The organism is Streptomyces sp. NPDC000983 (assembly GCF_040299205.1).
Classification (GTDB): Bacteria; Actinomycetota; Actinomycetes; order Streptomycetales; family Streptomycetaceae; genus Streptomyces.
On the sequence record NZ_JBEPBM010000002.1, the window covers coordinates 312,300 to 330,069 of the forward strand.

Annotated in this window: 16 protein-coding genes; 12 read left to right on the plus strand and 4 right to left on the minus strand. The window is 73.5% G+C overall.

Annotated features, from left to right (window positions below):
* Nucleotides 1-200: 200 nt before the first annotated feature.
* The 3 genes from ABT296_RS03440 to ABT296_RS03450 are packed head-to-tail and all read left to right on the plus strand — an operon-like array spanning nt 201 to nt 2,955.
* Entirely contained in the window at nt 201-920 is a 720-nt protein-coding gene (locus ABT296_RS03440) for a DUF5819 family protein (protein WP_351922677.1), read from the plus strand.
* A complete protein-coding gene (locus ABT296_RS03445) occupies nt 917-2,215 on the plus strand; it encodes an HTTM domain-containing protein (protein WP_351922678.1) in 1,299 nt (432 codons plus the stop codon). Before ABT296_RS03440 ends, ABT296_RS03445 begins: the two co-directional genes overlap by 4 nt.
* Nucleotides 2,212-2,955 carry a TrmH family RNA methyltransferase gene (locus ABT296_RS03450; RefSeq protein WP_351922679.1) on the plus strand — a complete coding sequence of 248 codons (744 nt, stop codon included), beginning with the start codon at nt 2,212-2,214 and terminating at the stop codon, nt 2,953-2,955. Before ABT296_RS03445 ends, ABT296_RS03450 begins: the two co-directional genes overlap by 4 nt.
* Nucleotides 2,956-2,964: 9 nt before the next feature.
* Here the strand turns inward: ABT296_RS03450 and paaN are convergent, their stop codons facing one another.
* Complete coding sequence (gene paaN / locus ABT296_RS03455; protein ID WP_351922680.1) at nt 2,965-4,656, minus strand: phenylacetic acid degradation protein PaaN; 1,692 nt, start codon at nt 4,654-4,656, stop codon at nt 2,965-2,967.
* A gap of 160 nt (nt 4,657-4,816) precedes the next feature.
* Between paaN and ABT296_RS03460 the strand changes: the two genes are divergently transcribed.
* Both ABT296_RS03460 and ABT296_RS03465 read left to right on the plus strand, forming a co-directional pair.
* On the plus strand, nt 4,817-6,334 hold the full coding sequence (locus ABT296_RS03460) for a 3-hydroxyacyl-CoA dehydrogenase (RefSeq protein ID WP_351922681.1): 1,518 nt from the start codon (nt 4,817-4,819) through the stop codon (nt 6,332-6,334).
* Nucleotides 6,331-6,921 carry a TetR/AcrR family transcriptional regulator gene (locus ABT296_RS03465; protein WP_351922682.1) on the plus strand — a complete coding sequence of 197 codons (591 nt, stop codon included), beginning with the start codon at nt 6,331-6,333 and terminating at the stop codon, nt 6,919-6,921. The genes ABT296_RS03460 and ABT296_RS03465 overlap by 4 nt, the downstream gene beginning before the upstream one ends.
* 1 nt (nt 6,922) lies before the next feature.
* On the opposite strand, the gene ABT296_RS03470 is transcribed toward ABT296_RS03465, so the two are convergent.
* Nucleotides 6,923-7,408 (minus strand): Lrp/AsnC family transcriptional regulator, encoded by a 486-nt coding sequence (locus ABT296_RS03470; RefSeq protein ID WP_351922898.1) that lies wholly within the window; start codon nt 7,406-7,408, stop codon nt 6,923-6,925.
* Nucleotides 7,409-7,598: 190 nt separating this feature from the next.
* On the opposite strand from ABT296_RS03470, the gene pdhA reads away from it, so the two are divergent.
* The 6 genes from pdhA to ABT296_RS03500 are packed head-to-tail and all read left to right on the plus strand — an operon-like array spanning nt 7,599 to nt 14,627.
* Nucleotides 7,599-8,729, plus strand: a complete 1,131-nt coding sequence (pdhA, locus tag ABT296_RS03475) for a pyruvate dehydrogenase (acetyl-transferring) E1 component subunit alpha (protein WP_351922683.1) — start codon at nt 7,599-7,601, stop codon at nt 8,727-8,729.
* A complete protein-coding gene (locus ABT296_RS03480) occupies nt 8,726-9,730 on the plus strand; it encodes an alpha-ketoacid dehydrogenase subunit beta (protein WP_351922684.1) in 1,005 nt (334 codons plus the stop codon). Before pdhA ends, ABT296_RS03480 begins: the two co-directional genes overlap by 4 nt.
* A complete protein-coding gene (locus ABT296_RS03485; protein ID WP_351922686.1) occupies nt 9,730-11,112 on the plus strand; it encodes a dihydrolipoamide acetyltransferase family protein in 1,383 nt (460 codons plus the stop codon). Before ABT296_RS03480 ends, ABT296_RS03485 begins: the two co-directional genes overlap by 1 nt.
* Before the next feature lie 55 nt (nt 11,113-11,167).
* Nucleotides 11,168-12,115, plus strand: coding sequence for an NTP transferase domain-containing protein (locus ABT296_RS03490; protein ID WP_351922688.1), 948 nt, complete (start codon nt 11,168-11,170; stop codon nt 12,113-12,115).
* Entirely contained in the window at nt 12,112-13,533 is a 1,422-nt protein-coding gene (locus tag ABT296_RS03495; protein ID WP_351922690.1) for a molybdopterin molybdotransferase MoeA, read from the plus strand. The genes ABT296_RS03490 and ABT296_RS03495 overlap by 4 nt, the downstream gene beginning before the upstream one ends.
* On the plus strand, nt 13,521-14,627 hold the full coding sequence (locus ABT296_RS03500) for a potassium channel family protein (RefSeq protein ID WP_351922692.1): 1,107 nt from the start codon (nt 13,521-13,523) through the stop codon (nt 14,625-14,627). Before ABT296_RS03495 ends, ABT296_RS03500 begins: the two co-directional genes overlap by 13 nt.
* Before the next feature lie 74 nt (nt 14,628-14,701).
* Here ABT296_RS03500 and ABT296_RS03505 read toward each other — a convergent pair whose 3' ends face one another.
* Both ABT296_RS03505 and ABT296_RS03510 read right to left on the minus strand, forming a co-directional pair.
* Nucleotides 14,702-15,550, minus strand: a complete 849-nt coding sequence (locus ABT296_RS03505; RefSeq protein ID WP_351922694.1) for an ABC transporter permease — start codon at nt 15,548-15,550, stop codon at nt 14,702-14,704.
* Nucleotides 15,547-16,545, minus strand: coding sequence for an ATP-binding cassette domain-containing protein (locus tag ABT296_RS03510; RefSeq protein ID WP_351922696.1), 999 nt, complete (start codon nt 16,543-16,545; stop codon nt 15,547-15,549). The genes ABT296_RS03505 and ABT296_RS03510 overlap by 4 nt, the downstream gene beginning before the upstream one ends.
* A 148-nt stretch (nt 16,546-16,693) precedes the next feature.
* Between ABT296_RS03510 and ABT296_RS03515 the strand changes: the two genes are divergently transcribed.
* Nucleotides 16,694-17,674: an NAD(P)H-quinone oxidoreductase gene (locus ABT296_RS03515; RefSeq protein WP_351922698.1), complete on the plus strand. Its 981-nt coding sequence runs from the start codon at nt 16,694-16,696 to the stop codon at nt 17,672-17,674.
* Nucleotides 17,675-17,770 lie beyond the last annotated feature (96 nt).

Consider the following 17,770-nt stretch of genomic DNA (forward strand, 5'->3'; position numbering starts at 1 on the left):
TCAAGATAGAACAGGTTCTAGAAGAAGGGAACCGCCCGGGCGGGCACTCCCTCTCCGCGGGGCCCGCCGGACGTGACCTGCTCGTGCGCCGGCCGCTCCGCGGACGTGACCTCCCCATGCGCCGGGCGCCGTAAGGTGTCACCCCTGAGCGGGGCCCGGGACCGGCCGCGCGGGGGCCGGGAACCGGGAAACGGGGCGGAATGGACGCGTACGACACAGGGGGCGGGACCGGGCGGGCGCCGGAGCCCGCGCCCGGGCCGGAGCCCGCGCCCCGCACGGGTGTGGCCGCGCTCTCCCTGCGCCACCAGATCGCCGCCGCCGTCGCGCTCGCGGTCGTCGCGGTCGCCGTCTGCGTCCACCTCGGCATGGTCTTCCTGCACGTCGCGCCCTCGAACACGGTCAGCAAGCAGCACAGCACGGTGATCTCGGACTGGATCTACCCGGAGTTCGAGCAGAACTGGAAGCTGTTCGCACCCAACCCGCTCCAGCAGAACATCGCCGTACAGGCCCGCGCGGAGGTCCGCACGCCGGACGGCGGGATACGCACCACCGGCTGGTACGACCTGTCCGCCCGCGACGGCGAGGCCATCGACGGCAACCTGCTGCCCAGCCACACCCAGCAGAACGAGCTGCGCCGCGCCTGGGACTTCCTGGTCGCCACGCACGACAGCGACAACCGCGCGGTCGGCGAACGGGGCCTGCTCTCCGAGTCGTACCTGCGCCGGATCGTGGCCCTGCGCCTGGACCGCGAGGACGCCGCCGGGGACGGCGGGATCGTCGAACGGGTCCAGGTCCGCTCCCGCACCACGCACGTTCCGCCGCCGGAGTGGACCGGTGAGCGGGCGCCCACCGACGTGGCGTACCGGGAGCTGCCCTGGTGGGAGCTGCCCGACCAGGAGGAGCGGAGGGACGCCGAGTGAACCGCTTCGCCCTCGCGACCTCGGCCGGCATCGCCCGCGTCACCGAGTCCGCCCTCGGCCCGTACCAGACGGCCGTCGTCCGGATCGGCTTCGCCGCGACGTGGCTGTTCTTCCTGCTGCGCGAGCTGCCCCACCGCCATGAGCTGTACGGGCCCGACGGCCCCTGGAGCTTCGACCTCGCCGAGCGGCTGATCGGCCTGAACGACGCCTTCACCGTCCTGATCTGGTCCGACGGCCGGTTCTGGTTCGAGCTGGTGTACGCCCTCGCGCTGCTCTCCGCCGCGCTGCTGCTGGTCGGCTGGCGCAGCCGCACCATGTCCGTGGTGTTCATGGTCGGTGTGCTGTCCCTGCAGAACCGCTCGGTGTTCATGGGCGACGGCGGCGACAACGTCCTGCACCTGATGTCGATCTACCTGGTCTTCACCCGCTGCGCCCAGGTCTGGTCCCTGGACGCGCGCCGGGCGGGCCGGGAACGCGCCGCGCGCGCCCGGGGCGAGCGGGTCACCGACCGGGTCGGCCCCGCGCTGTGGGCCGTGTTCGGCGTGGTGCTGGTCGTCGCGACGGTGGCCGGGAAGCTCGGTGCGGGCTGGCCCGGGGACGAGGCCGGGTCCGGCCCGCCGCGGGCCGTGGTCCTCGCGCTGAACGTGCTGTCCACCTGGGTCGGCGGACAGGGGCTGATCCCGGCGGTCCTGTGGGGCGTGTGGGCGGCGCAGGCCGTGTGGTGGACCGTCGGACGCCGGGCGCGGACCGACCAGCCGCGCATCCTGCTCGACGTGGTCGCGAACATCGTGCACAACGGCGCCCTGCTCGTGATCATGGCCGAGGCCTGTCTGATCTACGCCACCGCCGGCTGGTACAAGATCCAGGGCTCTCGCTGGCAGGACGGCACGGCCGTCCACTACCCCCTGCACCTGGACTACTTCTCGCCCTGGCCCGCGCTCGCCGACGTCCTGACGGCGAGCGGCACCCTGGTGATGCTGGTGACGTACGGGACCGTGCTGGTGCAGGTCGCCTTCCCGTTCGCGCTGCTCAACCGGCGGGCCAAGAACGTGCTGCTGGCCCTCATGATGTTCGAGCACGCGGTGATCGCGGTCGTCCTCGGGCTGCCGTTCTTCTCCCTGGCGATGATCGCGGCCGACGCGGTCTTCCTGCCCACCGGCTTCCTGCGCCGCCTGGGCGCGGGCGCGGCCCGGCTCTCCCGGCGACTGCCGGTGCCCCGGCCCGGCCGGGCGGTGCTGCCGGGGCCGCGCAAGCCGGAGAACCCCGAGCCCAGCCACGTAGGCTCGCCGTCATGACCGCCCCCGTCACCACCTGGCACCGCCTCGCCGACAGCGCCGTACTGCTGGACGGCTTCCACGCCCTCAAGCACGCGGTGCGCTTCGGGGCCGAGGTGCCGGTGGCGGTCGCCGTGGACCGGGAGGCGACCCTCGCGCTCGCCCGGGAACTCGCCCCGGACGTCACCGAGGCCCTGGCCGCGCTGCTGACCGAGGTTTCCGAGGCGACCTACCGCTCCCTGGTCCCGCGCCCCCACCCCACCGCGGTCGCCGCCCTCGCGCCGAGGCCCTCCCGCGAGGCCGGCCTGGAGCTGCTGGCCCGCACCCCGCGCACCGCCCCGGTGGTGCTCCTGGACCAGCCGCGCAACCTCGGCAACACCGGCGCGGTGATCCGGCTCGCCGCGGGCTTCGGCGCCACCGGAGTGGTCACCACCGGCACGCTGGACCCCTGGCACCCGACGGTCGTGCGGGGCGGCGCGGGCCTGCACTTCGCGACCACCGTCGAACGCGTGACGGCGGACGGCCTGCCCCCGGGGCCCCTGTTCGCGCTGGATCCGGAGGGCGACGACATCCGGGGCGTGAAGCTCCCGGACGACGCCGTCCTCGCGTTCGGCTCGGAGCGCAGCGGCCTGTCGGCCGAGGTCCGCGCCCGCGCCGACCAGCTGCTCGCGCTGCCGATGCGCCCCCAGGTCTCCAGCTACAACCTGGCCACGAGCGTCGGGATGACGCTCTACCACTGGAGCGCGTTCAGACCTTCTTAGAGGAAGGCCCTACGCCTCCCGGCGGACCTCCACCACGCGGAAGCGGCCGGCGACGAAGGCGCCGTCGCACAGGGCCGCGTTGGCCGCCGGGTTGCCGCCGGAGCCGTGGAAGTCGGAGAACGCGGCCGTCTGGTTGACGTACACCCCGCCGGTCAGGTTCAGGGACAGCTGCGCGGCCTCCTCCAGGCAGACCTCGCGCACCGCCTCCTCGACCTCCGCGTCGACGGTGTAGGCGCCGACGGTCATCGCGCCCTGCTCCCGGACGGTGCGGCGCAGCAGCTCGACCGCGTCGGCGGCGGAGTCCATCGCCACCGCGAAGGACACCGGGCCGAAGCACTCGCTCATGTAGGCGGCCTCGTCGTCGGGCTTGGCGCCGTCCAGCTTGACCATGACCGGGGTGCGGACCACCGCGTCGGGGAACTCCGGGTTGGCGATCTCGCGGGAGGCCAGGGCGACCTCGCCGAGCCCCGCCGCGGCCTCCAGGCGGGCCTTGACGTCGGGGTTCACGATCGCCCCGAGCAGCGCGTTGGCGCGGGCGTCGTCGCCGAGGAGGCCGTCGACGGCGCGGGCGAGGTCGGCGACGACCTCGTCGAAGGTGCGCGGACCGTCCTCGGTGCGGATGCCGTCGCGGGGGATCAGCAGGTTCTGCGGCGTGGTGCACATCTGGCCGCTGTAGAGCGACAGGGAGAACGCCAGGTTGGACAGCATCCCCTGGTAGTCGCCGGTCGACTCCACGAGCACCGTGTTGACGCCGGCCTTCTCGGTGTAGACCTGCGCCTGGCGGGCGTTGGCCTCCAGCCAGTTGCCGAAGGCGGTGGAACCGGTGTAGTCGATGATGCGGATCTCGGGCCGCACCGCGAGGTCCTTGGCGATGCCCTCGCCGGGCCGCTCGGCGGCGAGCGCGACCAGGTTGGCGTCGAAGCCCGCCTCGGCCAGCACCTCGCGGGCGACCTGCACGGTCAGCGCGAGCGGCAGCACCGCGCGCGGGTGCGGCTTGACCAGGACGGCGTTGCCGGTGGCGAGGGAGGCGAACAGGCCCGGGTAGCCGTTCCAGGTGGGGAAGGTGTTGCAGCCGATCATCAGCGCGACGCCCCGCGGGACGGGGGTGAACGCCTTGGTCAGGGCGAGGGGGTCCCGCTTGCCCTGCGGCTTGGTCCACTCCGCGGTGTCGGGGGTGCGGACCTGCTCGACGTAGGCGTACGCCACCGCCTCCATGCCGCGGTCCTGGGCGTGCGGGCCGCCGGCCTGGAACGCCATCATGAACGCCTGGCCGGAGGTGTGCATGACCGCGTGCGCGAACTCGTGGGTGCGGTCGCTGATCCGCTTGAGGATCTCCAGACAGACCACCGCGCGGATCTCCGCGCCCGCGTCCCGCCAGGCCCGCTGCCCGGCCCGCATCGCGGGCAGCAGCACGTCGAGGTCCGCGTGCGGGTACTCCACGCCCAGCTCGGGGCCGTAGGGGGAGACCTCGCCGCCCACCCAGCCGTCGGTGCCGGGCTGGCCGAGGTCCAGCCGGGTGCCGAGCACGGCGTCGTGGGCGGCCTTGCCCGCCGCCATGTCCAGGCTGCCGTTCTCGCCGTACGCCTTGGGGTGCTCGGGGTGCGGGGACCAGTAGGCGCGGGTGCGGATCGCCTCCAGTGCCTGGTCGAGGGTGGGCCGGTGCCGGGCGATCAGGTCGTGGGGGGTGAGGGGGGCGGCCATGCGGGACCAACTCCTTGTTTTCAAGAACTCTCCGTCGAGTTCATGACCTGGCAGGAACATGGGCAGGAAGGGGCAGACAGAGTTAGAGTAACCGAACGATCGGTCGGGACAAGGGGGTCCGCCGCATCTGTGGAAAACCCTGTGCGGGAGGATCGCGGACATGACAGCACTGGACCTCAGCAGCCCCGTGGCCGTCGTCGGCACCGGCACCATGGGCCAGGGCATCGCCCAGGTCGCGCTGGTCGCCGGCCACCCCGTACGGCTCTACGACACCGTGCCCGGCAGGGCCGAGGAGGCGGCCGCCGCTATCGGCGCCCGCCTGGACCGGCTCGTGGCGAAGGAGCGGCTCGCCGAAGCCGACCGCGACGCCGCGCGCGCCCGGCTGACGCCCGCCGCCGAACTCGCCGAACTCGCCGACTGCGCCCTGGTGATCGAGGCCGTCCTGGAGCGGCTGGACGTCAAGCAGGAGCTGTTCCGCGCGCTGGAGGCGATCGTCTCCGACGACTGCCTGCTCGCCACCAACACCTCCTCGCTGTCCGTCACCGCGATCGGCGGCGCCCTGGCCAACCCCGGCCGCTTCGTGGGCCTGCACTTCTTCAACCCCGCCCCGCTGCTGCCGCTGGTCGAGGTCGTCTCCGGGTTCGCCACCGACGTCACCTCGGCCACGCGCGCGTACGAGACCGCCCGCGCCTGGGGCAAGACCCCGGTCGCCTGCGCCGACACCCCCGGTTTCATCGTCAACCGCATCGCGCGGCCCTACTACGCCGAGGCCTTCGCGGTCCACGAGTCGCAGGGCGCCGACCCCGCCACCATCGACGCCGTCCTGCGCGAGTGCGGCGGCTTCCGGATGGGCGCCTTCGAGCTGACCGACCTGATCGGCCAGGACGTCAACGAGTCGGTCACCCACTCCGTGTGGCAGTCGTTCTTCCAGGACGTCCGCTTCACGCCCTCGCTGGCCCAGCGCCGCCTGGTCGAGTCCGGCCGCCTCGGCCGCAAGAGCGGACACGGCTGGTACGACCACGGACCCGGGGCCGAGCGCCCCGAACCGCACACCGCCGAACCCGAGCGCGCCCCCGAGTACGTCGTCGCCGAGGGCGACCTGGGCCCGGCCGGCGAACTGCTCGCCCTGCTGCGCGAGGCGGGCGTCCCGGTGCGCGAGGAGGAGGAGGACCACGGCACCCGGCTGGTCCTGCCCTCCGGCGGCCAGCTGGCCCTCGCCGACGGGCAGACCTCGGTGGAGTTCCGGGACGTCGTCTACTTCGACCTCGCCCTCGACTACCGCCGGGCCACCCGGATCGCCCTGTCCGCCTCGAAGGACACCTCCCCGCGCACCCTCGCCGAGGCGATCGGCCTCTTCCAGGCGCTCGGCAAGGACGTCAGCGTCATCGGCGACGTGCCCGGGATGATCGTCGCCCGTACGGTCGCCCGGATCGTCGACCTCGCCCATGACGCGGTCGCCAAGGGCGTCGCCACCGAGGAGGACATCGACACCGCGATGCGGCTGGGCGTCAACTACCCGCTCGGCCCCTTCGAGTGGAGCCGCCGGCTCGGCCGGAACTGGGCCTACGCCCTCCTCGACGACCTCCACCTGCGCGACCCCTCCGGCCGGTACGCGCCCTCCCTCGCCCTGTACCGGCACGCGTACGCCACCGACAAGCGGGAGGGCAGCGGCGCATGACCACCGCCAAGCGGGACACGTACACCCCCGAGACCCTGCTGTCGGTCGCGGTGCGGGTCTTCAACGAGCGCGGCTACGACGGCACCTCCATGGAGCACCTCTCGCGCGCCGCGGGGATCTCCAAGTCGTCGATCTACCACCACGTCAGCGGCAAGGAGGAGCTGCTGCGCCGGGCGGTCAGCCGGGCGCTCGACGAGTTGTTCGGCATCCTCGACGAGGAGCACGCGCGCGAGGGGCGCGCCTCGCAGCGCCTGGAGCACGTGGTGCGGCGCATGGTCGAGGTGCTGATGGCCGAGCTGCCGTACGTGACGCTGCTGCTGCGGGTGCGCGGCAACACCGACACCGAGCGGTGGGCGCTGGAGCGGCGCCGGGACTTCGACCACCGGGTCGCCGAGCTGCTCCAGGCGGCGGCCGACGAGGGCGACGTGCGGGGCGACGTGGAGGTGCGGCTCGCCACCCGGCTCGTCTTCGGGATGATCAACTCCATCGTGGAGTGGTACCGGCCCGACGGCCGCGGCATGGGCGAGCGCGAGGTCGCCGACGCGGTGGTGCGGATGGTGTTCGGCGGGCTGCGCCGGGCCGCCTGAGTCAGCCCTGCGGCTCCAGGTCCTCCTCCTCGAACACCAGCAGGGTGCGGGTGCTGAGCACCTCGGGGATGGCCTGGAGCCGGGTGAGCACCAGTTCGCGCAGTGCCCGGTTGTCGGGCGTGTGCACCAGCAGCAGCACGTCGAAGTCGCCGCCCACCAGCGCGATGTGCGAGGCGCCGGGCAGCTGCCGCAGCTGCTCGCGCACGGTGCGCCAGGAGTTCTGCACGATCTTCAGCGTGATGTACGCCGAGGTCCCGTGCCCGGCGCGCTCGTGGTCGACCCGGGCGCCGAAGCCCCGGATGACACCGTCCTCGATGAGGCGGTTGATACGCGCGTAGGCGTTGGCCCGCGAGACGTGGACCCGTTCGGCGACCGACCGGACCGAGGCGCGGCCGTCGGCCTGGAGCATCTGGAGGATGTCCTGATCTATGGCGTCGAGCGGGCGGGGCGGCGGTGGGGGCGGCCCGCCCTCGGGGCCCTCGGCCATTTGTTCAGGTGCCATGTCCCCCCGCCTCCCGCTTGTGGACGTACTGCGTTCATTCCAGGCTGTGGAGAACCGTTTGTCCACAGCCTGGAGGTGCCTGTAGCCAAAATGTGCCGACGACCGAACAATCGGTAGGTGAGGCGCATCACAGCCGCTGCGCCTCCCGTAGCCACTCCCACGAGGAGGTGCCGTCATGACGGTCCTGGAGCAGCGGGGCGCGTACCGGCCATCGCCGCCGCCCGCCTGGCAGCCCCGTACCGACCCCGCGCCGCTGCTGCCGGACGCGGAGCCCTACCGCGTCCTCGGCACGGAAGCCGCGGCCGAGGCCGACCCCGGCCTGCTGCGCCGCCTGTACGCCGAGCTGGTGCGCGGCCGTCGGTACAACGCCCAGGCCACCGCCCTGACCAAGCAGGGCCGGCTCGCCGTCTACCCGTCCACCACGGGCCAGGAGGCCTGCGAGATCGCCGCCGCGCTCGCCCTGGAGGAGCGCGACTGGCTCTTCCCGAGCTACCGCGACACCCTCGCCGCCGTGGCCCGCGGGGTGGACCCCGTCCAGGCGCTCACCCTGCTGCGCGGCGACTGGCACACCGGCTACGACCCGCGCGAGCACCGCGTCGCCCCCCTGTGCACGCCGCTCGCCACCCAGCTCCCGCACGCCGTCGGGCTCGCCCACGCCGCCCGCCTCAAGGGCGACGACGTGGTGGCGCTCGCCATGGTCGGCGACGGCGGCACCAGTGAGGGCGACTTCCACGAGGCACTGAACTTCGCGGCCGTCTGGCAGGCGCCGGTGGTCTTCCTGGTGCAGAACAACGGCTTCGCCATCTCCGTACCGCTGGCCAAGCAGACCGCGGCGCCGTCGCTGGCCCACAAGGCCGTCGGCTACGGCATGCCCGGCCGCCTGGTCGACGGCAACGACGCCGTCGCCGTGCACGAGGTGCTGACCGAGGCCGTGCGCCACGCGCGTGCGGGTGGCGGCCCCACCCTGATCGAGGCGATCACCTACCGGATCGACGCCCACACCAACGCCGACGACGCCACCCGCTACCGCGGTGACTCCGAGGTGGAGACCTGGCGCGGCCACGACCCGATCGCCCTGCTGGAGCACGAGCTCACCGAGCGCGGCCTCATCGACGAGGCCGGCATCCGGGCCGCGAAGGACGCCGCCGAGGCCATGGCCGCCGACCTGCGCGAGCGGATGAACGCCGACGCGGTGCTCGACCCCATGGACCTGTTCGCCCATGTGTACGCCGAGCCCACCCCTCAGCTGCGGGAGCAGCGGGAGCAGCTGGTCGCCGAGCTGGAAGCCGAAGGGGACGAGCGATGACCACCGTCGCGGTGAAACCCGCCACCATGGCGCAGGCCCTCACGCGCGCGATGCGCGACGCCATGGCGGACGACCCGTCCGTGCACGTCATGGGCGAGGACGTGGGCACCCTCGGCGGTGTCTTCCGGGTCACCGACGGACTCGCCAAGGAGTTCGGCGAGGACCGCTGCACCGACACCCCGCTCGCCGAGGCCGGCATCCTCGGCACGGCCGTCGGCATGGCCATGTACGGCCTGCGCCCGGTCGTGGAGATGCAGTTCGACGCGTTCGCCTACCCGGCGTTCGAGCAGCTGATCTCGCACGTCGCCCGCATGCGCAACCGCACCCGCGGGGCCATGCCCCTGCCGATCACCATCCGCGTCCCCTACGGCGGCGGCATCGGCGGCGTCGAGCACCACAGCGACTCCTCCGAGGCCTACTACATGGCGACCCCGGGGCTGCACGTGGTCACCCCGGCCACCGTCGCCGACGCCTACGGCCTGCTGCGCGCCTCCATCGCCTCCGACGACCCGGTCGTCTTCCTGGAGCCCAAGCGGCTGTACTGGTCGAAGGACTCCTGGAACCCGGAGGAGCCCGAGAGCGTTGAACCCATCGGCCGCGCGGTGGTGCGGCGCTCGGGCCGGAGCGCCACGCTCATCACGTACGGTCCGTCCGTTCCCGTCTGCCTCGAAGCCGCCGAGGCGGCCCGGGAGGAGGGGTGGGACCTGGAGGTCGTCGACCTGCGCTCGCTGGTGCCGTTCGACGACGAGACGGTCTGCGCCTCGGTGCGGCGGACCGGGCGAGCGGTCGTCGTGCACGAGTCGGGCGGGTTCGGCGGCCCGGGAGGGGAGATCGCGGCCCGGGTCACGGAGCGCTGCTTCCACCATCTGGAGGCGCCGGTGCTCCGGGTGGCCGGGTTCGACATCCCCTATCCGCCGCCGATGCTGGAGCGTCACCACCTGCCCGGCGTGGACCGGATCCTGGACGCCGTGGGGCGTCTGCAATGGGAGGCCGAGAGCTGATGGCACAGGTGCTGGAGTTCAAGCTCCCCGACCTCGGGGAGGGGCTCACCGAGGCGGAGATCGTCCGCTGGCTCGTCCAGGTCGGCGACGTGGTCGCCGTGGACCAGCCGGTCGTCGAGGTCGAGACCGCGAAGGCGATGGTCGACGTCCCCTGCCCGTACGCCGGTGTGGTCACCGCCCGCTTCGGTGAGGAGGGCAGCGAGCTGCCCGTCGGGGCGCCGCTGATCACGGTCGCCGTCGGCGCGCCCGCCGACGGGGACGGCGAGAGCGCCGGCTCGGGCAACGTCCTCGTGGGGTACGGCACGTCCGAGGCGCCGGCGCGGCGCAGGCGGGTCCGTCCGGCGCCGCCCGCGGCCAACGGCGTGGCGGCCGCGCGCGCGGTGCCCGTCGCCGCGGCGCCCGCCGCCCCGGAGGTGTCAGCAGCACAGGAAGCGCCGGAGGGTCCCGAGGGGCCGGTTCCGGTGATCTCCCCGCTGGTCCGCAGGCTGGCCCGGGAGAACGGCCTGGACCTGCGCGAACTGCACGGTTCCGGGCCCGAGGGGCTGATCCTGCGCGCCGACGTGGAGTACGCGCTGCGGGCCGCCGCCGCGCAGGGACGCCCCGCCGCCGGAGCCCCGGTGCCCGTCGCCACGGCACCCGTCGTCGCGTCGGCCCCGGTCGTGGCCGCGCCCGCCCCCGCCCCGGTCTCCGCCGGTGAGGTCCGTACACCCCTCAAGGGTGTCCGCGGCGCGGTGGCCGACAAGCTCTCGCGCAGCCGCCGGGAGATCCCGGACGCCACCTGCTGGGTGGACGCCGACGCGACCGAGCTGATGCGCGCCCGTACCGCGATGAACGCCGCGGGCGGCCCGAAGATATCCCTCCTGGCCCTGCTGGCCCGCATCTGCACCGCCGCGCTCGCCCGCTACCCCGAGCTGAACTCCACCGTCGACCAGGGGGCCCGTGAGGTCGTCCGGTTCGGCCACGTCAACCTGGGCTTCGCCGCCCAGACCGAGCGGGGCCTGGTGGTCCCCGTCGTCCGGGACGCCCACGCGCGCGGCGCGGAGTCGCTGAGCGCCGAGTTCGCCCGGCTCACCGAGTCGGCCCGCACCGGCGCCCTCACCCCCGCCGACCTCACCGGAGGCACCTTCACGCTCAACAACTACGGCGTGTTCGGCGTCGACGGCTCCACGCCGATCATCAACCACCCCGAGGCGGCCATGCTCGGCGTCGGCCGGATCATCCCCAAGCCGTGGGTGCACGAGGGCGAGCTGGCGGTCCGCCAGGTCGTGCAGCTCTCGCTCACCTTCGACCACCGGGTCTGCGACGGCGGCACCGCGGGCGGCTTCCTGCGCTATGTCGCGGACTGCGTGGAACAGCCGGCGGTGCTGTTGCGCACACTCTGATCACAGCGCGCCCCGGCGCGTTCCCTGTGATCGCCGGGGCACGCATACTCAGGGGGTGACCGCGTACGAGCCCCCGGGCGACCCGGACAGCGAGGCGTACGACGCCGTCGTGCTCGCCGGGGGTGCCGCCCGGCGGCTCGGCGGCGCCGACAAGCCCGGCCTGAGCGTCGGCGGGCGCCCCCTGCTGGACCGGGTGCTCGCCGCCTGCGCCGGGGCGCGCCGCACCGTGGTCGTCGCCGAACCCAGGCCCACCGCGCGCCCGGTGACCTGGGCGCGCGAGGACCCGCCCGGCGGCGGCCCGCTCGCCGCCCTCGACGCCGGCCTGCGCCACACCACCGCGGACCGCGTCCTGCTGCTCTCCGCCGATCTGCCCTTCCTCGACACGGCCACCGTGGCGCGGCTGCTCGCCGCGCCGGCCGCCGACGGCACGGACGGCACCGACGGAGCGCTGCTCACCGACGCCGACGGCCGGGACCAGCCGCTCGTCGCCGCCTACCGCGCCGCACGGCTGCGCGAGGGCCTGACGGCGCTGCGCGAGGAGCACGGCGGTCTGACCGGCCTGCCCCTGCGCCGCCTCACCGCGGGCCTCGGTCTCACCCGGGTCCCCGGCCCCGTCGCGTCCTTCGACTGCGACACCTGGGACGACATCGCCACCGCCAGGGCACGCATCAGGGAGCATGGGCACGTGTTGGATGAATGGATTTCCGCGGCCAAGGACGAGCTGGGCATCGACCTCGACGTCGACATCAAGGTCCTGCTGGACCTCGCCCGTGACGCCGCCCACGGCGTGGCGCGGCCCGCGGCCCCGCTGACCACCTTCCTCGTCGGCTACGCGGCGGCCCGCGCCGGGGGCGGCCCCGAGGCGGTCGCCGAGGCCGCCCGCAGGGCCGCGGACCTCGCCGCGCGCTGGGCCGCGGAGGCGGAACAGGCCGAGGCCGCCCCGGCCCCGGGCGCCGAGACGAAGCCCGGCGCGAAGCCCGACGCCGCCCCGGACGCCGGATGACCGCCCGCAGCGTCCGCGACGGGCGGGACGCCGAGGACCTCGACATCGAGGAGGTGCTCGCCCTGGTGAACGACAAGCACCCGGCGGGCGATCACACCACCGCGCGCCGCCCCGGGCCCGCAGACCGGCCCGACGCCCGCGCCGCCGACCGCCCCGGGGAGCCCCCGGCCGAGCGGCACCGGGCCACCCCCTGGCCCGAGGCCCGGGCCCTCGCCGCCCGTGCCGGCCTCCCGCGCGGCGCCCGCCGGACCCCGGTCTCCGTCCCCCTCGACGCGGCCCTCGGCCTCACCCTGGCCGCCCCGCTCACCGCCCTCACCGACCTGCCCTCCTTCGACACCTCGGCGATGGACGGCTGGGCGGTCGCCGGACCGGGCCCCTGGGCCGTACGGGAGGCGGGCGTGCTGGCCGGGCACGGTGAGCCGGAGCGGCTCACCGACGGAGAGGCGGTCCGGATCGCCACCGGCGCGCGGATCCCCGTGGACACCACCGCCGTGCTCCGCAGCGAACACGGCCGCACCGACGACAAGGGCCGGCTGCACCCCACCCTCCCCCACGCCCGGCCCGGCTCCGGCGCGGGAACCCCCACCCTCCAGCACGGGCAGGACATCCGCCCCCGCGGCCAGGAGTGCCGCGCCGGGGACCAGCTCCTCGCCCTCGGCACCCTGGTGACCCCGGCCGTCCTGGGCCTCGCCGCGGCAGCCGGCTACGACACCCTCGCCGCCGTCGCCCGGCCCCGGGCCGAAGTGCTGATCCTGGGCGACGAGCTGCTCACCGAGGGGCTGCCGCACGACGGGCTGATCCGGGACGCGCTCGGCCCGATGCTGCCGCACTGGCTGCGGGCGCTGGGCACCGAGGTCACCGCGGTGCGCCGGCTCGGCGACGACGCCGAGGCCCTGTACAAGGCCGTCGCCTACTCCGAGGCCGACCTGATCGTCACCACCGGCGGCACCGCGTCCGGACCCGTGGACCACGTCCACCCCGTCCTGCGCCGCCTCGACGCCGAACTCCTCGTCGACGGAGTCAAGGTGCGCCCCGGCCACCCCATGCTGCTGGCCCGCACCAAGGCCAACCAGCACCTGGTCGGGCTGCCGGGCAACCCCCTGGCGGCCGTCTCCGGGCTGCTCACGCTCGCCGAGCCGCTGCTGCGCACCCTCGCGGCCCGGCCCGCCCCCGAGCCGTACACGCTGCCGCTGCGGGACGCGGCGCACGGGCATCCGTACGACACCCGGCTGGTGCCGGTGGTGCTGCGCGGTGACCGGGCCGTCCCGCTGCACTACAACGGCCCCGCGATGCTGCGGGGGATCGCCGCCGCGGACGCCCTGGCCGTCGTACCGCCCGGAGGGGCACCGGCCGGCACGGAGGCGGAACTGCTGGAACTGCCCTGGGCGTCCTCGGGGATCGGGGTGTGTTTCACGTGAAACTTCCGGGCCACGACGCCATCGCGCGCCAGCCGGACGAAAAGCTGGTGACGCACCGGGTGAAGCTGCCGAGGAAGGTGGTGGAGCACCCGTTCCGGCAGGTCGCCAAGCGGGTGCTGGTGGCACTGGCGCTGCTGGTGCTCTGCTCCCTCATCGTCTACGCCGACCGCGAGGGCTACAACGACAACTCCGACGGCAAGCTCGACTTCCTCGACGCCTTCTACTACTCGACCGTCACCCTCTCCACCACCGGATACGGCGACATCACGCCGGTCAGCGACACCGCCCGGCTCACCAACATCCTTGTCATCACGCCGATGCGGGTGCTGTTCCTGATCATCCTGGTCGGCACCACGCTGGAGGTCCTCACCGAACGGACTCGGGAGGAATGGCGTCTGAACCGCTGGAGGTCCACTTTGCGCGACCACACCGTCGTCGTCGGCTTCGGTACCAAGGGGCGCTCGGCGATCGAGACCGTGTGCGCGACGGGCCTGAGCAAGGAGCAGGTCGTCGTGGTCGACCCCAGCGCCAAGGCCATCGAAGCCGCGACGGCCGAGGGCTTCGCGGGGGTCGTGGGCGACGCGACCCGCAGCGATGTGCTGAACCGGGCCGAGGTGCACCGGGCCCGGAAGATCATCATCGCCACCCAGCGCGACGACACCGCCGTCCTGGTCACGCTGACCGCCCGCCAGCTCAACCGCGGGGCGAAGATCGTGGCCGCGGTGCGCGAGGAGGAGAACGCGCCGCTGCTCAAGCAGTCCGGCGCGGACGCGGTCATCACCAGCGCCAGCGCGGCCGGCCGGCTCCTCGGTCTCTCGGTGCTCAGCCCCGCCGCCGGCATGGTGATGGAGGACCTGATCCACCAGGGCAGCGGCCTGGACCTCGTCGAACGGCCGGTCATAAAGGCCGAGGTGGGCAAGGGCCCGCGGGAGACGACCGACCTGGTGGTGAGTGTCCTGCGCGGCCACCGGGTGCTCGGCTACGACCACGAGGACGTCGGCACGCTCCAGTCCACGGACCGCCTGATCACCATCGTGCGGGCGACGCCGACCACGCAGGTCGCGCCCGACGCCCGCCCCATCCCCCAGGACTAGGACCCTTCCGACGGGCCCTTCTGCCACGGAGATCCGTCAGAAGGGCCCTGGACGGGCAGTCCCGGGGGTCCGGACTACTTGCGGTTGTACAGCCGCATCGTGATCGGCCCGAAGACCGCCACGAACAGCGCGGACCAGCCCAGCGACCAGGCGATCTCGTCGGCCGGCCAGTCACCGGCCATCAACTCCCGGACCGCGGAGGCCAGGTGGGTGATGGGGCTGTTGTTGACGAACGCCTGGAGCCAGCCCGGCATGGTGCTCGGGTCGACGAAGACGTTGGACAGGAAGGTCAGCGGGAAGATCACCATCATGCTGACGCCCATCACCGACTTCTCGGTGCGCAGCAGCAGCCCGAACATCGTCCAGATCCACGAGAACGAGAACGAGAACAGCACCAGCAGCGCGATCCCGGCGAGCACGCCCACGACCCCGCCGTCCGGCCGGTAGCCGAGGATCACGCCCACGGTCAGCATGACCACGGAGGCGATGGTGTAGCGCAGGGCGTCGCCGAGGAGATAGCCGACCATCGTCGAGGGCCGCCAGATGGGCAGCGTCCGGAACCGGTCGAAGACGCCCTTCTCGATGTCGGTGTTGACCGACACCCCGGTGTACATGGTGATCATCACGACCGACATCACCAGGATGCCCGGCAGCAGGAACTGGATGTACTCCTCGGGGGACCCGGCCAGGGCGCCCCCGAACAGGTACGTGTACATCAGCACCATCATGATCGGGAAGGCGGTGACGTCGAAGAGCTGCTCGGGGACGTGCTTGATCTTCAGCATCGCCCGCCAGCCGAACGTCAGCGAGGCCGACAGCGCGCTGGGCCTGCGCGGCCGTTCCCCGGCGACGAGCAGCTCGGCGAGCGACTCGGCGCTGACCGGGGCGAGGTCCTTGGTCTCCTGGGTCGTCGCGGTGCTCATGCCGCCACCTCGTCCTTGGTGTCGTGGCCGGTGTCGTGTCCGGTGAGGGCGAGGAAGACCTCGTCCAGGCTGGGCTGGCCCAGCGAGAAGTTGTCGACGGTGATGCCGGTGCGGGCCAGTTCGGCCAGGGCCCGCGAGGCCTGCTCGGCCGCGCCGTCGCCGGTCGCCGAGCCGAGCCGGGCGGTCAGCGCCACGGGATCGGGCTCCAGCGACACCTCCGCGTCGAGCGCCGCCCGCAGCACGCGCTCCGCGTCCGGGCGCTGTCCCGGGTCCCGCAGCCGCAGATGGACCGATCCGGCGCCCACGGACGCCTTCAGCTCGCCCTTGGTGCCCTCGGCGATCACCCGGCCCTGGTCGATGACCGCGATCCGGGACGCCAGCTGGTCGGCCTCGTCCAGGTACTGCGTGGTCAGCAGCACCGTCGTGCCCTGGGCGACCACCGCGCGCACGATGTCCCAGACCTGGTTGCGGCTGCGCGGGTCGAGCCCGGTCGTCGGCTCGTCGAGGAAGAGCAGCTCGGGGGTGTTCAGGATGGACGCGGCGATGTCGATACGGCGCCGCATGCCGCCCGAGTAGTGCTTGACCTGCTTCGCGGCCGCCTCGGACAGCCCGAAGGCCTCCAGGAGCTGCTCGCTGCGGCGCCGCGCGGCCTGCTTGGAGTGGCCCAGCAGCCGGCCCAGCAGCACCAGGTTCTCGGTGCCGGTGAGGTCCTCGTCGACGGAGGCGTACTGGCCGGTCAGGCTCACCCTGCTGCGCACCTCGTCGGCCTCGCGGACGACGTCGTGGCCGAAGACGTGCGCCTCGCCGCCGTCGGGCCGCAGGAGGGTGGCGAGCATCTTCACGGTGGTGGTCTTCCCGGCGCCGTTCGGGCCGAGGACGCCGTAGACGGTTCCGGCCGGAACCGACAGGTCGACGCCGTCGACGGCCCTGGTGTCGCCGAACGTCTTCACCAGGCCCGCCGTCTCGATGGCCAGGGCTGACGTGTGCTGGCTCATGGTGGCTTGTCCTTCCACGCACTTGGGTTACGCATGGGGAGACTTTTACCGTCGCGCAAACTCATCGGTTCCGCACAGGGTTTTCCGGCGGATCCGACCAAGGACCGAGTCGGACCGGGACCCGGGACCGAGGAGTAGCGTCGCCGTCATGCATGCGATCACGATTGACGAACCCGGCGGGCCCGAGGCGCTGGTGTGGGCCGAGGTCCCCGATCCGGTGCCCGGCGAGGGCGAGGTCCTGGTCGAGGTGGCGGCCAGCGCCGTGAACCGGGCCGACATCCTCCAGCGGCAGGGCCTGTACGACCCGCCGCCCGGCGCCTCCCCCCACCCCGGCCTGGAGTGCTCCGGACGGATCGCCGCGCTCGGCCCGGGTGTCTCCGGCTGGTCCGTCGGCGACGAGGTGTGCGCCCTGCTCGCGGGCGGCGGCTACGCGCAGCGGGTCGTCGTCCCGGCCGGCCAGCTGCTGCCCGTGCCCGAGGGCGTGGGGCTGGTGCGGGCGGCCGCGCTGCCCGAGGTGGTCTGCACGGTCTGGTCGAACGTCTTCATGGTCTCCCACCTGCGCCCCGGTGAGACCCTCCTGGTGCACGGCGGCTCCAGCGGCATCGGCACCATGGCGATCCAGCTCGCGAAGTCCGTCGGCGCGAAGGTCGCCGTCACGGCCGGCAGCCGGGCCAAGCTGGAGCGGTGCGCCGAGCTGGGCGCGGACATCCTCATCGACTACAAGGAGCAGGACTTCGTCGAGGAGCTCGCCAAGGCCACCGACGGCGCGGGTGCCGACGTCATCCTCGACAACATGGGCGCCACGTACCTGGACCGCAACGTCCGCGCCCTCGCGGTCAACGGGCGGCTGGCGATCATCGGCATGCAGGGCGGCGTCAAGGGCGAGCTGAACATCGCGCGCCTGCTGAGCAAGCGTGCCGCGATCAGCGCGACCTCGCTGCGGGCCCGCCCGCCGGCCGAGAAGACGGCGATCGTGGCGGCCGTACGGGAGCATGTGTGGCCGCTGGTCGAGGGCGGTCACGTACGTCCCGTCGTCGACCGCGAGCTGCCGATGAGCGACGCCGCGGCCGCGCACCGGGTGGTGGAGGAGAGCGGCCACGTCGGCAAGGTGCTGCTGGTCGCGCCCTGAGCGGGCGGCTGCGGGAGCGGCCCGTCGGACGCCCCTGAGCGACCGTCTCCGGGGCTGGGCCCCGGGTGTCCTCCGTGCTGGGCCGGGCGCCGGGCG

Excerpts from the sequence above, each read along its gene's own strand:
- ABT296_RS03440 (WP_351922677.1), top strand. The coding sequence starts at position 201 with ATGGACGCGTACGACACAGGGGGCGGGACCGGGCGGGCGCCGGAGCCC.
- ABT296_RS03450 (WP_351922679.1), top strand. The coding sequence starts at position 2,212 with ATGACCGCCCCCGTCACCACCTGGCACCGCCTCGCCGACAGCGCCGTA.
- paaN (WP_351922680.1), bottom strand. The coding sequence starts at position 4,656 with ATGGCCGCCCCCCTCACCCCCCACGACCTGATCGCCCGGCACCGGCCC.
- ABT296_RS03460 (WP_351922681.1), top strand. The coding sequence starts at position 4,817 with ATGACAGCACTGGACCTCAGCAGCCCCGTGGCCGTCGTCGGCACCGGC.
- ABT296_RS03465 (WP_351922682.1), top strand. The coding sequence starts at position 6,331 with ATGACCACCGCCAAGCGGGACACGTACACCCCCGAGACCCTGCTGTCG.
- ABT296_RS03470 (WP_351922898.1), bottom strand. The coding sequence starts at position 7,408 with ATGGCCGAGGGCCCCGAGGGCGGGCCGCCCCCACCGCCGCCCCGCCCG.
- pdhA (WP_351922683.1), top strand. The coding sequence starts at position 7,599 with ATGACGGTCCTGGAGCAGCGGGGCGCGTACCGGCCATCGCCGCCGCCC.
- ABT296_RS03480 (WP_351922684.1), top strand. The coding sequence starts at position 8,726 with ATGACCACCGTCGCGGTGAAACCCGCCACCATGGCGCAGGCCCTCACG.
- ABT296_RS03485 (WP_351922686.1), top strand. The coding sequence starts at position 9,730 with ATGGCACAGGTGCTGGAGTTCAAGCTCCCCGACCTCGGGGAGGGGCTC.
- ABT296_RS03495 (WP_351922690.1), top strand. The coding sequence starts at position 12,112 with ATGACCGCCCGCAGCGTCCGCGACGGGCGGGACGCCGAGGACCTCGAC.
- ABT296_RS03505 (WP_351922694.1), bottom strand. The coding sequence starts at position 15,550 with ATGAGCACCGCGACGACCCAGGAGACCAAGGACCTCGCCCCGGTCAGC.
- ABT296_RS03510 (WP_351922696.1), bottom strand. The coding sequence starts at position 16,545 with ATGAGCCAGCACACGTCAGCCCTGGCCATCGAGACGGCGGGCCTGGTG.
- ABT296_RS03515 (WP_351922698.1), top strand. The coding sequence starts at position 16,694 with ATGCATGCGATCACGATTGACGAACCCGGCGGGCCCGAGGCGCTGGTG.